This is a genomic window from Ralstonia pickettii (genome assembly GCF_016466415.2).
Lineage (GTDB): Bacteria > Pseudomonadota > Gammaproteobacteria > Burkholderiales > Burkholderiaceae > Ralstonia > Ralstonia pickettii.
In genome coordinates this window covers 2950846-2964276 of record NZ_CP066771.1, presented here as the reverse complement: position 1 = coordinate 2964276, position 13431 = coordinate 2950846, and the positions used below count along the sequence as shown (strand labels likewise).

The following is a 13431-nucleotide window of genomic DNA, read 5'->3' as shown; positions in this document are numbered from 1 at the left end:
CGCCCCGATGTGCGCTCTTCTGGTGCAAATTTGTCGCGATGCGTTGTGATTGTGACGATCGGTTCGATCCGAAGCAGCGCTTTCTGCGTGGCACAATGCTCGCGAATGCTTTCCGCGCTCCACTGCACCGATTCCCATGACGCCCACCTCCCCGACAGCCCTTTCTGCCGCCGCGCGCCAGCAGAGCGCCGAACGCTCCACGCTGGTGAGTGCGGGCGTCAATTGCCTGCTCTCGGCAGGGCAGATTGCGGCGGGGCTGTGGTCGCACTCCCAGGGCCTCGTGGCCGATGGGCTGCATACGCTGTCGGACCTGATTGCGGATGGCATCGTCTTCATTGCCAACCGCAATAGCCACAAGGGGCCGGATGAAGATCACCAGTACGGCCACGCGCGCTATGAGAACGCCGCATCGCTGGGGCTCGGGCTGCTGCTGATTGCGGCGGGTGCGGGCATGATCTGGGCTGCGGTGGAGAGCCTGCGCTCGCCGCAGGGGCCGGCGCCGGTGCATGGTCCGGCGCTAGTGGTGGCGCTGATCGCGCTGGCGGCCAAGGAGGGGCTCTTCCGCTACATGCTGGCCATGGCCAAGCGCATCAACTCACGCATGCTGATTGCGAATGCGTGGCATGCGCGTTCCGACGCGGTGTCGTCGTTGGTAGCGGCCGTCGGCGTGGCGGGCAACCTGATGGGCTATCACTGGCTCGACCCGGTGGCCGCCTGCGTTGTCGGACTGATGATTGGCCGGGTGGGCGTGCGCTTTGGGTGGGAAGCGCTCAATGACCTGATGGACCGCGCGTTGCCGCCCGCGCAGGTGGAGGCCATTCGCGCCAGCCTCGAAGCCACGCCTGGCGTGATGAACGTGCACGATTTGCGCACGCGTGTGACGGGCGACCAGGCATTGGTGGACGCGCATATCGAGGTGGATCCGCGTGTCTCCGTGAGCGAGGGCCATGCGATTGCCGTGCGGGCCCGCACCAACGTGCTGACGGCGCATACGGCCATGGCCGTGCTCGACGTGCAGATTCACGTCGACCCGCGCGAGCACATTGCCACCGACCCCGTGCCGCTGCCCGACCGCGACGCGCTGCACGCCGTGCTGGCACAACTGCTGCCGCCCGGCACGCCGCTCGACGCGCGCCACTGCGTGCTGCATTACGTCGATGGGGCGGTGGAGGTCGATCTGGTCCTGCCGCCCGCGCTGGCTGGCGAACTCGCCCGCATTGCCGATGCCGTCAACGCGCGGTGGGATGGTCTTGTGCGCCTGCGCGTGCTCGTCACAGACGCCTAACCTAAGCCTGCCGCGCTAGCGGCATTGATCGACCGCGTTGGCGGGCTGGGTCTTGGCGGGGTCGAAATGCAGCTGCTCCAACCCCTTTTCCGTCAGCGACATCCAGTCGATTGCGCCCGACGTGCGCAGCAAACCGGTGCTGCCCACGGGGCGCCATTGCACGCGCTTGCCGTCGGTGTTCAGCAGCGTGGCCGATAGCGTGAGCGCATCCGGCCCCGCCTGCAGTTGCAGCAGGCGGCCATCGGCGGCGGGCGTATAGGCGACGTTCTGATTCACGGTGATGCCTGCCTCGCGCACCGTTGCCGGCATGCATGAAATGGACGCGCGCACCTTGCCCGTGGTGTCGATCAGATCGGCAAAGCCGTTACCCTTGGCTACGCCGACCAGCAGGTACCGCTCGATCGCCGGCATCCACGTGACGTTGTAGGTGTAGTACTGCAGATGCTTGTGCAGAAGCTGCTCGCCCGTCACGCGCCCGCTGACCGGATCAAAGACGGCGATCTTCAGATTGGCTTCGGTCTGCCCTGGTACGAACTGCTGCCAGGCCAGCAGCGCATTGGTGCTGCCGCCCGCCACCATGGGCCACCATTCGCGCCGGCCATCGGCAACATCGACGTTGTGCAGGCGACGGCCGCGCCCGTCGTAGACCTTCAGGTAGACGCCGTTCCCGCTGCCAAGGTTGTCGACACCGCCGCCGGTGACCCAGCCGTCGGAATAGAACACCACAAAGCGGTCGCCCACGGCCGTGATATGGCCGGAGTGCCCACCGGATTCCACCTGTTGCGGATACGGCTTGATGGGCCGCAGCGCCGTGTCGTAGATGCCGAAGCGCTGGTTGACGTTTTCCGGCGCATTCCAGCCGTCTTCAAACGACACCATCACTTGGCCAGCACGGTTGCGCGCCACCGTCACGGGCTCCTGCGCTTCCGGCTTCTGGATGAAGATGCGCGGGGCATCGAGCACGCCCGTGTCGGCATGCCATTGCGCGACATAGACATCGTGCGGCCAGCTGCCACTGCGATCGGCACCGCGCGGGGGCAGCCCCGAGCTACTGAAAAACACGTTGAAGGTGTTGGCCGTTGCGCCGGGCACCGCGCCGATGCCGTGCATGTATTGACGCGGATCGGGCGCGCTGGCCGTAGCAACGGCGGGCACGGCGAGCACGCACGCAAGGGCGAGGACGGTACGGCGCAGGAAAGACATTCGGGACACGTGACGCTCCATCTTCATCGTTGGGTAGTGGGTAGGCGGTTTCGGAACCGATTGGGCCACGGTCGCGCGCCGAAGTTGCTGCGCGAATGGGGGAGCCCGTTTGGCGGAGTGGCGCCGCGTGTCGCCAACTGCGACGGAGGCCCGGCTTACCCCCCCGCTGCGGCAATCAAGTTTCGGTCCCGTGTGCCGTTCTTCACAAGCAAGAGCGGAACCCATTCCGCCAATCCCTTCCCAGCGCGGACAGAGTGGGCACAAGCCCGCCGCCCACCGTGCCAGAACCGACCCAGCGAGAACAACATGACCCAGCGACTCGGCGCCCGATGGCGAAGCGAAGTGACGGAGGCTCTACGTACCGTGGAAGCGCAGTTCGGCGTGGCACCGCAAAGCCTGCCGCGCGACGCGCTGATCGCGGCCCTGACGGACGCCATCTGGGCCCAGCGCGGCGCCTATGCGCGTGTGCGCGAGACGCTGGTTGCGTGTCCGGAGCTGGTCGACGAATCGATGTAGCGGTGTGCCTCGGTGCCGCTGCTGTTTTTCAAGAGGGTGATGTGATGCGGTACTGCGGTTCGCTGGATCTGGACCATCTGCTGCGCCAGCCGTTTGGCCTCCTGGGCCGCCTGGTGCCCGATGAAGACTCGGGGCGGCCCCTGCCTCCGGTGGAAGTGGCCGCGCGGGCGGTGTTGCTGCGCGCTGCCGGCTACGAAGTCATGCCTACCTGTGGGCACCATGACCGACGTGGCTTCTGTCTCGGCCACCCGGATCGGATCATCGGGATGTAAGCGCCCCACCTACGACGCATGCGGCACGTGCGCGCAGTCATGCGCACATGCTGTTGCGAAAGCGCATCGCAGCGTGCCGAAACGGCCCGATCGCGTGTCGTCTGAAGCACCCGGAAAGCGTTGACTGGCGCACCTTTGCGGGCAATCCGTTGCCAAAAAGCAAACGGTAAAAATGACTTACATTCCGGTCCTTTTTCGGCCCATGCTTCTGGTGCATCCTGAATCAAGATAGATCGCACGGATGGCAGATTGTGCGACGTCGGACGCAACGTCAGGCCGGAAGTCGGAAGTCAATCGAATCGGCGACGCCTGCAATCTGGGGTCAGGGGAAGGAACATGAAGACGCAATATCTCAGCAAACAAGAAATCTACGACGGCGCAGTCCGTCATCTGTTCGGTCAGGGCGGCGCTGCCATTCTGCCGCGCGGCGGCGCTGCGTACCGTGGCCAGGGCGGCCGCTGCTGCCCGATCGGCAACCTGATCGGCGTGCGCGACTACACCACGTCGATGGAAAGCGTGCCGGTGCGCTACATCCTCAAGCCGACCAACGAGATTCCGCGTTACATGGACGCCGGCGTCATCGCGTTGCGCCGCGCGCTCAAGCGTGCGCGCATTGACGTGGATGACCGCGACACCGTAGAGCTGCTCTCCAAGCTGCAGAACGCACACGACGTGTTCGGCACATGGGAGTGGAAGGAACGCCTGCAGTCGATTGCGCGCCAATTCGGCCTGAACGGCGCACTCGTCGATACATTCTGACCGACCGGCCGGTCACAGATCACCCTATAGAAGGTGACGCCATGAAAGGGAAGGGGACGTTCCTCGCCATCGAGGACATTTTTGAACGCGTGCGCGCGCACCTGCTCGCACAGCAATGCCGCTCCGAAGACGCTGACGGCGAGCCGCGCTACCGCGGGCTCGACAACCGTCGATGCGGCGTCGGCATCCTCATCGACGATGCGTTCTACTGCAGCGCCATCGAGCGCCTCGGCGTGAGCCTGCTGCGTGTGCCGGGAGAAGATCCGCTAGCCTGTGCGCTGCGCCGTTCGGGCGTGAATGTCGACGACGATCAGGTGGTGGATTTGCTGATCGATCTGCAGGACATCCACGATCTGACGGCCATTGAAAGCTGGCCTGCCGCGCTGGAAGATATTGGCCGACGGCTGCCCCGCCAGTTGTCCTGCCAGTTGTCCGCTACGCCGCTGGCAGCCTGAACGGTGCATTCACCGCGAACCCGGCCTCGCGCCGGGTTTCGTCATTTCAGCGCATCAAGCTCGGGGTAGTGGCGAAAGATGCCCATCGTGTTGAACGGAATGCGACGCGGCGATTCCAGATACGCCGCGATGTTCGGCAGCGCCGCCACGCGATCATGCAGCGCAACCAGATGCGGCAGCTCCCGCTCGTAGCGCTGCATGTGGCGAGGAAACGCGTAGCGCAGCCCGGCCACGATCTGGAATAGCGACAAATCCACATAGGTCAGCGCATCGCGCACGGCCCAGGTTGGGCCGGCGGGGTTGCGGTCGAGCACGCGCTCGAAGTAGTGCAGGAACTTAGGCGCGCGATTGTCGAGAAAATCCTGTGTGCGGCGTTTGGCTTCTGTACGCTGGTCTTCGTAGTACTCGCACGACGCAATGGGGTGGTGCGTGTCATGGATCTCGACCACGAAATCGGCAATCGTCAGTTGCAGGCCGTGCGTCCACAGGCCGCCGGCTTCGTCGTGCGGGGCCAGGCCATAGTGCTGGCCCAGATAAAGCAGGATGTTGGCCGTCTGCGCGATCACCAACTGGCCAGCCACCAGGAAGGGCGGCGCGAACGGCGGTGTGGGAATGCCGGCGTCGTCCAGAAACGCCTCGATGGCGGCTTCATCTTCGCGGCCTAGGTCGGTATAGGGCACGGCGGCCTGCTCCAGCGCCAGCCGGACGAATTCGCCGCGGCCCTGGATTTCGGGCCAGTAGTAGAGCGTGGTTTCCATGGTCGGGCGGGGGAAACAAGGTGATGTCTGCGAAGCAAGGCGGATGCCGCATCGCAGCAGGAACGATGCCTGCGAACGATAATAGGCGCTTGCCTCTGCGCCTGTTCCAACCCGCCCGACGTGAACGCTCCGCTTCCCCCTTCGCCCGCCATCGAGCCCGCTGATCCGTCGCGCTGGCTGGTCCGTGGCCATCCCGGTTATGTGCGCGCCAATCTGGCGTTGTTTGCCGCAGGCTTCTCCACGTTCTCCCTACTGTATTGCGTGCAGCCGCTCATGCCGTTGCTGGCGCACGACTTTGGCCTCACGCCCGCGCAGACAAGCCTCGTGCTGTCAGTGTCCACGCTGCTGCTGGCCTTTGCGATCCTGTTTGCGGGCCTGCTGTCGGAGTCAATTCATCGCAAGACGCTGATGGGCGTGTCGCTGGTGCTGTCGTCGGCGTTCACGTTGGCGGCGGCGATGCTGCCGGGCTGGCACGGGTTGCTGGCCACGCGGGCATTGCTGGGCGTGGTGCTGGGCGGCGTGCCGGCAGTGGCGATGGCGTATCTGGCCGAAGAGGTGCATCCGCAAGGGCTGGGCATGGCGATGGGCCTGTACGTCGGCGGCACCGCATTCGGCGGCATGGCGGGGCGCGTGCTGACCGGCGCCGTGGCCGACCATTTCGGTTGGCGCGCCGCCATCGGCTTTACCGGCGCGCTGGGCTTGCTCGCGGCGCTGGCGTTCCTATGGCTGCTGCCACCGTCGCGCCGGTTTGTGCCGCGCAGGGGCGTGGCGCTGGTCGACCTGTTCGACACGCTGGGCGCGCATCTGCGCGAGCCGGGCCTGCGCGCGCTGTTCGCCATGGGCTTTCTGCTGATGGGCGGCTTCGTCACGATCTACAACTACGCGAGCTTCCATTTGCTCGATGCGCCCTACGCCCTCAGCCAGACGGCGGTGGGCGGCATCTTCATGGTGTACCTGCTGGGCATCGGTGCTTCTGCCTGGTTTGGCCGATTGGCGGATCGCCATGGCCGGGGCCGCATGCTGCTGGCGGGCACGGTGCTGATGTCGCTGGGCGTGCTGCTGACCCTGGCTGGGCCGCTGGCGTTGGTGATTGGCGGTATCGCACTGCTGACTCTCGGCTTTTTCGGCGCGCACGCGGTGGCCAGCGGCTGGGTCGGACGCCGCGCGCAGCGTGCCAAGGGGCAGGCCGCGGCGCTGTATTTGCTGGCGTATTACCTGGGCTCCAGCCTGATCGGCACGACAGGCGGCAAGCTCTACGCGCCGTGGGGCTGGCCGGGCGTCGTGACGCTGGTGATGGGCTGCATGGCATGTGCGCTGGGCACGGCCGCCTGGCTCTGGCGGCGCGCCCCGCTGCCACCGGGCGCTAAGCGCTGAGGTTGTACGCCCGGGGAATTCGCGTATCGTGCCGTGATCGATGTCGGCATCTGGACGATCGCTTTTTTTGTCATGCGCACTCATTTTCTTTTCTGGACGCGGCGGCTGTGGCCGCTCGCATCGTTCCTGCTCCTGCTGATGGCAGGCGTCGCAAACGTGGCCGATGCGGCGCCGGTGTCGTTTGCCAAGCTGGCCGGGCTGCCGACTTCCACCACCAGCGCATCCGCGCCAGCGGCGGACCCCGCGCAGACGCGCCAATCGCTCGACACCGTCATCACGCTGCTCAACAACGACCAGCAGCGCACGGCCCTCGTCAATGAACTGAAGCAGTTGCGCGACGGCATGAGCGCGCAGCAGAAGGTGCAGGCCGAACAGGCGCCAGGTTTGCTTGGCGCGGTGGCCTCGCTCATCGAGAACGGCTCGCTGCAGGCCGATGTGGAAGCCGGTGCGCCGCGCTACTGGCTGCGCCGCATCGAGGCCGCGAGCGGTAACGCGAGCCTGCTGGTCGCGCCAGACAAGCGCATGCCGCTGGTTGCCGACTTTGCGAGCACGGTTGGCATCTGGGCGGCCATTGCCGCTGGCCTGCTCGGCCTGGGCTGGCTGATCCGCCGCGTGTTTGGCCTCACAGCGGGCCTCGGGCCCCATCCGACCACGCGCGCGTTGTTGATCGACGCGGCGCGCAAGATCGGTCCATGGGCGATTTCCTTTGCCGTCATCATGCGGCTGGGGCGCGATGCTTCGCCCGGCTTTGTTCTGGCGTTGGTGTTGGCCTACGCCATCGTATGGGGCGCGATCATCACGGCGGGGGTGGCGATGCTGTTCTCGCTCTTTTCGGGCAGCGCGCACCGGCGCGTGGCGGTCGAATATCTGTTCAAGCACGGCATGTGGCCGATCTTTCTGACGGCCAGCCTGGGCGCCTGCGGCGATGCACTGGTCGACCCGCGCGTGGCGTTGGTGCTGGGCGGCTCGCTCTGTCTGCTGCTGGCCACGGTGTGCAACGTGGTGGCGTCATTGATGCTGGCTGTAGGGGCACTCTGGGCGCGCCGGCCCATCGGTCAGTTGATCGCCAATCGCCCGCTGGAACTGCGCAGCGGCGAGCACACGGGCAATCAGGTTCGCCGCCTGCTGGCCGCGTTCTGGCCGGTGCCGGTGCTGGTGCTGGCCGGCACCACCGTCACCGCCACGCTGACGACGCCCGACAACGTTGACGTGGTGGCGCGCCGCGCCGTGATGACGTCGCTGCTGCTGGTGGCCGCCTTTTTCCTGTCGGCGCTGGTCCGCCCGCGCGCGAATTGGCGCGCGCATCTGCGTCTGACGCGCAGCTCGCCTTATCTCGAGCGGCTCAAGCATTTTGTCGGCGCGCTGATCAAGCTCGTCATCTGGATCGCCTTTCTTGAATTGGTGTTGCGCGTGTGGGGCCACACGCTGGTAGAGGTCACGCACAGTTCGGTCAATGGCAAGCGCATCGCCGATGCATTGGTTGGCCTGATCGGCACCGTGTTTGCCACCTGGCTCGTCTGGATCCTGCTCGACACGGCGATCCTGCGGGCACTGTCGCCGGCATCCGCACGGGCACAGCCCAGCACGCGTGCGCTGACCATCCTCCCGCTGCTGCGCAATGGCCTGAAGGTGACGCTGGTGGTGACGGCCAGCATCGGCGTGCTGGCCAATCTGGGCGTGAACGTGACACCGCTGGTGGCCGGCGCCGGCGTGATCGGCCTGGCGGTGGGGTTTGGGGCGCAGTCGCTGGCGCAGGACTTCATCACGGGCATCTTCATCCTGATGGAAGACACGATCAGCGTGGGCGATGTGGTGGACGTGGGGGTGGCCACGGGCTCCGTCATCAACCTGACCATCCGCACGGTGCGGCTGCGCGATGGCACGGGTGCGGTGCTGTCGATTCCGTTCAGCCAGATCAAGACCGTGCGCAATCTCTCGCGCGATTACTCGTTTGCCGACTTTGAAGTGCGCGTGGCGATGGAGGCCGAGCCCCAGCAGGCGATCGATCTCGTGCGCGCGGCGGCTGACCAGATTGCGGGTGAGCCGCGCTTTGGCTACACGTTGCTCGGCGGTGCGGAAATCTTCGGGCTGGATCGTTTCGAAGGTGGCGCGATGATCGTCAAGGGGCGGTTCAAGACGCGCCCGCAGAAGCAGGCGGATGTGCTGCGGGCGTTCAACGTTGTGCTCAAGGATGCGTTCGACAAGGCGCACGTGCCGCTGGCGGCGCCGGGGACGGTGTTGCGGACTTCGGCGGCGTTGGAAGAGTGGATGGCGCGGGTTACGCCGGAGAAAGAGGCATCGGCTTCTTCCAATGAGCCACCTGCTGCTGCGCCGGCGTAAGGGCGTTGGTGGTTTGCTGGGGTTTCGTCCCCTGCCGGGGCCGACTTACTTTCTTTGTCTTGCCAAAGAAAGGTAAGCAAAGAAAGGCGCGCCCGAGATGGCGACCCACCCCTTGAATTTATGTCGCAGAGAGGGGAAGGGAAAAACTCGCTTCGCTCAGACAGTTTCCCTTCCTTTTTCCTCCCTGCAACAGGAATTCAAGGCGCCATCTAGGGCAGGGAAAGTCAACAGCCAAACCGGCTGGGCGCATTTGTTGGCGCCCAGGCCGTGTTTTCGTTTTAGAAGCCGTGGCGCATGCCGACCATGACGCCGGTCTGCGAGGCCTTCGGCAGTGCGGCTGCAAGGACGGTGCCGGCGTCTTTCTGGTGGGTGTAGTCCATGCCGACGTACAGCCACGTGCGCTTGCTGACCACGTAATTCATGATCGCGTAGGCCGTGTAGCGCAGGCCGTCGGGGTCGCGCTGGCGCGTGGCCATGCCGCCCACCACCAGGTTGTACTGGCCGCTGAAGTCGTATTTCACGCCGCCGAGGATGAGGTCGTTCTTGGTGGGCGTGCCGTCGCGGTAGTTGATATAGCCGAGCATCAGTTTGGCGGGGCCGACCTGCACGCTGCCGCCGGTGGTCCAGGTGCGGGTGCCGACCGATTGCAGGTCTTTCTGCTGCTCCCACGCGCCGCCGAACGCGAACGGGCCGCTGGCGTAATTGAGCGACAGCGCGCTGTAGTTGCCTGCGGAGAACGCGCCCGCCTGCTCGCCCATGCCGACCATCACGCCCGGGCGCCAACCGTTGAAATCGGCCACGTATTTAACTGAGTTGTCGATGCGCACACCGGTGGCCGTCACGTGCCAGGCGGTTGCGCCGAGGTTGCCGATGGAGAGCGCGTCGTACTGGCCGGCCGTGTTGAAGACGAGGTTCTCTTGCCGGCCGAACGTGAGCGAGCCGAACCCGCCTTCCAAGCCGACATACGCCTGGCGCCCGAACAGGCGAGAGGTGGCGGGCGTGGTCGGCTTGTAGCCGCCCAGGCCCATGTCGTTGGTGGACCCCACGCCCGTGTCCGGCGCGAAACCGCTGACCAGGTGGAACACGGCCTTCAGCCCGTTGCCCAGGTCTTCCGACCCGCGAATGCCGAAGCGGCTGCCACTGTAGTAGCCGCCCGCCATCTCGGCCTTGCCGTGGCCGTCGGCGTCGTTGTTGGTGCTATAGCGCAGGCCGGTTTCCATCACGCCGTACAGCGTGACGCTCGATTGGGCACGCGCGGCGCCGCAGGCCAGCAGCGCCGACAGTGCAACGGCCGACAGCGGAATGGAACGGATCGAAATGGTCATGTGGCTCCCTTATTGTCGTAACGACTGTTGTGTCGGCCGGAACGGGTCTTCCGGCCTGGCTCGGGGGCCGACTCTCAGGCAAGTCTGCGCTGTAAGGGTTGAAGTTACGCATGCACCGGCAAAGCGCCGCACACGTCGCGCCGGTGGGGGCATTGCCTGCTGAAGGGGCATTGCGCGTAAACCGCCGGCTTACAGATTCTTGGGGGTTTTCCCTCGGACGGGCGGCGCGGGGCGGGGCTCCCGCTACACTGGCGACGCCGATTTCCGTTTGCCCCCCACGTACCGCCATGCCTTCGTTCTCTGTTCCCTTGCTCAACGCCTTGCGCGACCAGCTGCCCGCGCTCTCGCCGGCGCAGCAGGGCGTGGCGCGGTTGATTCTGGAAGCGCCGGAGCTGTCGCTCGAACAATCGGTGGAGACGCTGGCCGTTCGCGCCGGCGTGTCGATGCCGACCATCGTGCGGATGTGCCAGGCGCTCGGTTTCGAAGGCTTGCGCGAGTTCAAGGCCACGCTGGCCGCCGAGCTGGCACACGCGCAGCCGACGCTGCCAGGCCATGTCGGCCGGGCAGACCCGCCGGCGCTGGTGGCGAGCAAGGTCATCGATGGCGCCACGCGGGCGCTGGCCAAGCTACGTGAATCGCTGTCCACCACGCAGGTCGACGCCGCCGCCGAGCGCATCGCCCGCGCGCGCCGCGTCGATTGCTATGCAGCCGGTGCGGCTTCATCGTTCATGGCGAACGATATGCAGGCGCGGCTCATGCGGCTGGGGCTGGCATCCAACGCCTACTTCGATGCGCATTTGCAACTCGTGTCGGCGGCCATGCTGGGCGCGTCCGACGTTGTGGTGGCGTTCTCGCACGTGGGGCGCATGCCGTATCTGCTCGAGTCGATCGCCTATGCGGCCGAGCAGGGCGCGTGCGTGATCGCCATCACCCAGGCGGGCACGCCGCTGGCCGAGCGCGCGCAGATCGCGCTGACGGTGGACGTGCCGGAAGATGCGGTGATGCGAGTCGGCACCGAGGCGTACCTCGTGCATCTGACCGTTATCGAAATCCTGATGACCTGCGTGGCGCAACGCCGCGATGAGATGGTGCGCGCCCGCATGCGGGCAATCCAGCGGCTGCTGACCGAGCGCAGCGTTGATCGCCCGTAACCGACGGCGGCGGCGCGTCGAAGGCGAAAAAAATAGCGCCACGCGGGCGCCATCCTCCAAAGATGCGGCACTCAGAGCCGCGAAATCGCCAGCCCGAGCGCCAGCAGACTCCCCAAGCCGAAGATCGTCCAGCCGACCGTGCGGCGCTTGGTGGTCATCGCCCACAGCCACAGGCCCGAGATCGACAGGAAGATCAGGCAGCCGGCCAGCGTATCCACCAGCAGAATCCACGGCACCGTCATGCCGACGCCCTTGTGCAGGTTCATCAGCGTGCCCAGGAAGCCGTTGTCGGTCTGGCGGATCGCTACCGAGCGGTTGCCGGCCCAGTATTCCGCCTGGATTTGCGAGGTGGCGCTGCCAAAGTTGAAGGTCCATTGCTCGGGCTGCATCAGCGGCTTGGCGGCGGGTTCGCGCGGTGCGTCGGCGTTCTTCTCATCCTTGGCGCCTTCGCCCTTGGCCGGGCGCTCGGCCCAGGCCACCGGCTTGGCCTTTTCCACGCGTGTGCGGCTGGCCGGCTCCGGCGTGTTCAGCGTCTGCTGCAGCCACGCGGCCATTGCTTCGGGCGTGGCCGGCACCGGGTCGGGCAGGGCGATCTGCGTATTGATGCGCTGTTGCGCCACGGGCAGCTTCAACACCGCACGGTGGTTCAGCCAGATGCCCGACACGCCAAAGATCAGGCCCATCACGGCGCCCCACAGGCCGAACCAGCCATGCGTCTTGCGCAGCCAGCGGACGATCGTGGCGCGGCGGTTGGCCGGGTGTTCGGATTTGGCCTTCGTCTGGCGAGCGGTGGCGGCCGGCTCAGCCGAAAGCGGGGGATGGGACAGGTCAGTCATGAAGCACAAGGCGGCGCAAGGGCCGCCGGAGGAAGACAAATGACCGGCCAATATAGATGAGAATGATTCTCGTTGCAATTGCCGGACGCTTACAGCGTAATACGCTCCAGCGCCCGTCGCGACGCCTCGTCTGCCGGATAAAAGCACTCGATGCGCATCTCCTGCAGCCCCGCATCGCGCGGTGTGCCCAGCGTGGTGAGCGTGGAGAACAGCGAGATCGTCACGCCGTCGCGCTGCAGTGAGATCGGCAGGAAGGGCGGCGGATCACCGGTGTCTTGCGCGTGGGAGGAGGGGGGCAACGGCGCCTCCGCCGCATCGAACAGCGCCGGTTGCAGCGCGCGGATGTCGTGCAGCAGCCGCTGCGTGGCGGGGTCGATGGCTTGCAGGGCCAGTTCCTGCCGCACGCGCCGGGCCAGGTGGCGGCCGACGGCATCGCGGTTGGCGATGGCGGGCCACAGCGCGGCCGGGTCGAATACCAGCTTCATCATGTTGACCGCGCCCGGCGCGCCTTCTGACCGGTCGTCGCCGATGGCCCAGCGCATCAGGCGGCGATGCGCGGCATTCGCATCGAGCACATGCCAGAAGCGGTCGAGCACGATGGCCGGATACGGCGCCTGCTTATCAAGAATCAGCTTCACCGCATGCCGCACCGCTTGCATCATCGGCGAGGTTTCATCGGGCGGCGTGGCTAGGCCCTGCTCGGAATAGGCGGGCGCGAAACCGGCCGCCAGCAGCATCTGGTTGCGATGGCGCAGCGGCACGTTCAGCTCCTCGGCCAGTTGCAGGATCATGTTGCGGCTGGGCGCCGCGCGGGCCGATTCCAGAAAGCTCACATGCCGTTGCGACACACCTGCCGCCAGGGCCAGCGCCAACTGGCTGTACCCACGCCGTGTCCGCCAGAAACGCAGCAACTGCGGGAAGCGCGACCGCGCAGCTTCGGGCGGCTCATTTGCCTCTGGAGCGGCATCGGCGGCGTCTTCAAGCATGAGGGTGTCGTCGGTGGCGGACGAAGTCTGGGATGAGGAGGCAGGCTTGGCGGGGGTCATGTCACCTATTGAAGCAGAGTCGGGTAGCTGCCGCGATTACCTGCCGCGTAATTGTGACCGCATCCGGCGGCGCCAATACTCGGTCCATCCCAACTTGATAGCCCGAGCGGA

The 13431-nt window shown here is 66.1% G+C and carries 13 protein-coding genes; 8 read left to right on the top strand and 5 right to left on the bottom strand.

What is annotated here, in order from left to right:
• Nucleotides 1-136 precede the first annotated feature (136 nt).
• The gene (locus RP6297_RS14025; protein ID WP_009239709.1) at nt 137-1285 is read left to right on the top strand and encodes a cation diffusion facilitator family transporter; all 1149 of its coding nucleotides are present in this window, start codon (nt 137-139) and stop codon (nt 1283-1285) included.
• 15 nt (nt 1286-1300) lie between these two features.
• Here the strand turns inward: RP6297_RS14025 and RP6297_RS14020 are convergent, their stop codons facing one another.
• Nucleotides 1301-2515: a hypothetical protein gene (locus RP6297_RS14020; RefSeq protein ID WP_009239710.1), complete on the bottom strand. Its 1215-nt coding sequence runs from the start codon at nt 2513-2515 to the stop codon at nt 1301-1303.
• A 279-nt stretch (nt 2516-2794) separates the two neighbouring features.
• Between RP6297_RS14020 and RP6297_RS14015 the strand changes: the two genes are divergently transcribed.
• The 4 genes from RP6297_RS14015 to RP6297_RS14000 all read left to right on the top strand — a co-directional run bounded on the left by RP6297_RS14015 (nt 2795) and on the right by RP6297_RS14000 (nt 4490).
• A complete protein-coding gene (locus RP6297_RS14015; protein ID WP_009239711.1) occupies nt 2795-3004 on the top strand; it encodes a hypothetical protein in 210 nt (69 codons plus the stop codon).
• A gap of 44 nt (nt 3005-3048) precedes the next feature.
• Nucleotides 3049-3276, top strand: coding sequence for a hypothetical protein (locus RP6297_RS14010; RefSeq protein ID WP_009239712.1), 228 nt, complete (start codon nt 3049-3051; stop codon nt 3274-3276).
• 336 nt (nt 3277-3612) lie between these two features.
• Nucleotides 3613-4035 carry a hypothetical protein gene (locus RP6297_RS14005; RefSeq protein WP_009239713.1) on the top strand — a complete coding sequence of 141 codons (423 nt, stop codon included), beginning with the start codon at nt 3613-3615 and terminating at the stop codon, nt 4033-4035.
• Between the two features lie 41 nt (nt 4036-4076).
• Nucleotides 4077-4490 carry a hypothetical protein gene (locus RP6297_RS14000; RefSeq protein ID WP_009239714.1) on the top strand — a complete coding sequence of 138 codons (414 nt, stop codon included), beginning with the start codon at nt 4077-4079 and terminating at the stop codon, nt 4488-4490.
• A gap of 41 nt (nt 4491-4531) precedes the next feature.
• Here the strand turns inward: RP6297_RS14000 and RP6297_RS13995 are convergent, their stop codons facing one another.
• Nucleotides 4532-5248, bottom strand: a complete 717-nt coding sequence (locus RP6297_RS13995) for a glutathione S-transferase (protein ID WP_009239715.1) — start codon at nt 5246-5248, stop codon at nt 4532-4534.
• Between the two features lie 120 nt (nt 5249-5368).
• On the opposite strand from RP6297_RS13995, the gene RP6297_RS13990 reads away from it, so the two are divergent.
• Both RP6297_RS13990 and RP6297_RS13985 read left to right on the top strand, forming a co-directional pair.
• Nucleotides 5369-6622: an MFS transporter gene (locus RP6297_RS13990; protein ID WP_009239716.1), complete on the top strand. Its 1254-nt coding sequence runs from the start codon at nt 5369-5371 to the stop codon at nt 6620-6622.
• Between the two features lie 72 nt (nt 6623-6694).
• Complete coding sequence (locus RP6297_RS13985) at nt 6695-8962, top strand: mechanosensitive ion channel family protein (protein WP_009239717.1); 2268 nt, start codon at nt 6695-6697, stop codon at nt 8960-8962.
• A gap of 278 nt (nt 8963-9240) precedes the next feature.
• Here RP6297_RS13985 and RP6297_RS13980 read toward each other — a convergent pair whose 3' ends face one another.
• Nucleotides 9241-10287, bottom strand: a complete 1047-nt coding sequence (locus RP6297_RS13980; RefSeq protein WP_009239718.1) for a porin — start codon at nt 10285-10287, stop codon at nt 9241-9243.
• A gap of 287 nt (nt 10288-10574) precedes the next feature.
• Between RP6297_RS13980 and RP6297_RS13975 the strand changes: the two genes are divergently transcribed.
• Nucleotides 10575-11438 carry a MurR/RpiR family transcriptional regulator gene (locus RP6297_RS13975; RefSeq protein ID WP_009239719.1) on the top strand — a complete coding sequence of 288 codons (864 nt, stop codon included), beginning with the start codon at nt 10575-10577 and terminating at the stop codon, nt 11436-11438.
• 71 nt (nt 11439-11509) lie between these two features.
• Here the strand turns inward: RP6297_RS13975 and RP6297_RS13970 are convergent, their stop codons facing one another.
• Both RP6297_RS13970 and RP6297_RS13965 read right to left on the bottom strand, forming a co-directional pair.
• Entirely contained in the window at nt 11510-12274 is a 765-nt protein-coding gene (locus tag RP6297_RS13970) for a PepSY-associated TM helix domain-containing protein (RefSeq protein ID WP_009239720.1), read from the bottom strand.
• Between the two features lie 89 nt (nt 12275-12363).
• Nucleotides 12364-13320, bottom strand: coding sequence for a helix-turn-helix domain-containing protein (locus tag RP6297_RS13965; protein ID WP_009239721.1), 957 nt, complete (start codon nt 13318-13320; stop codon nt 12364-12366).
• Between the last annotated feature and the right edge of the window lie 111 nt (nt 13321-13431).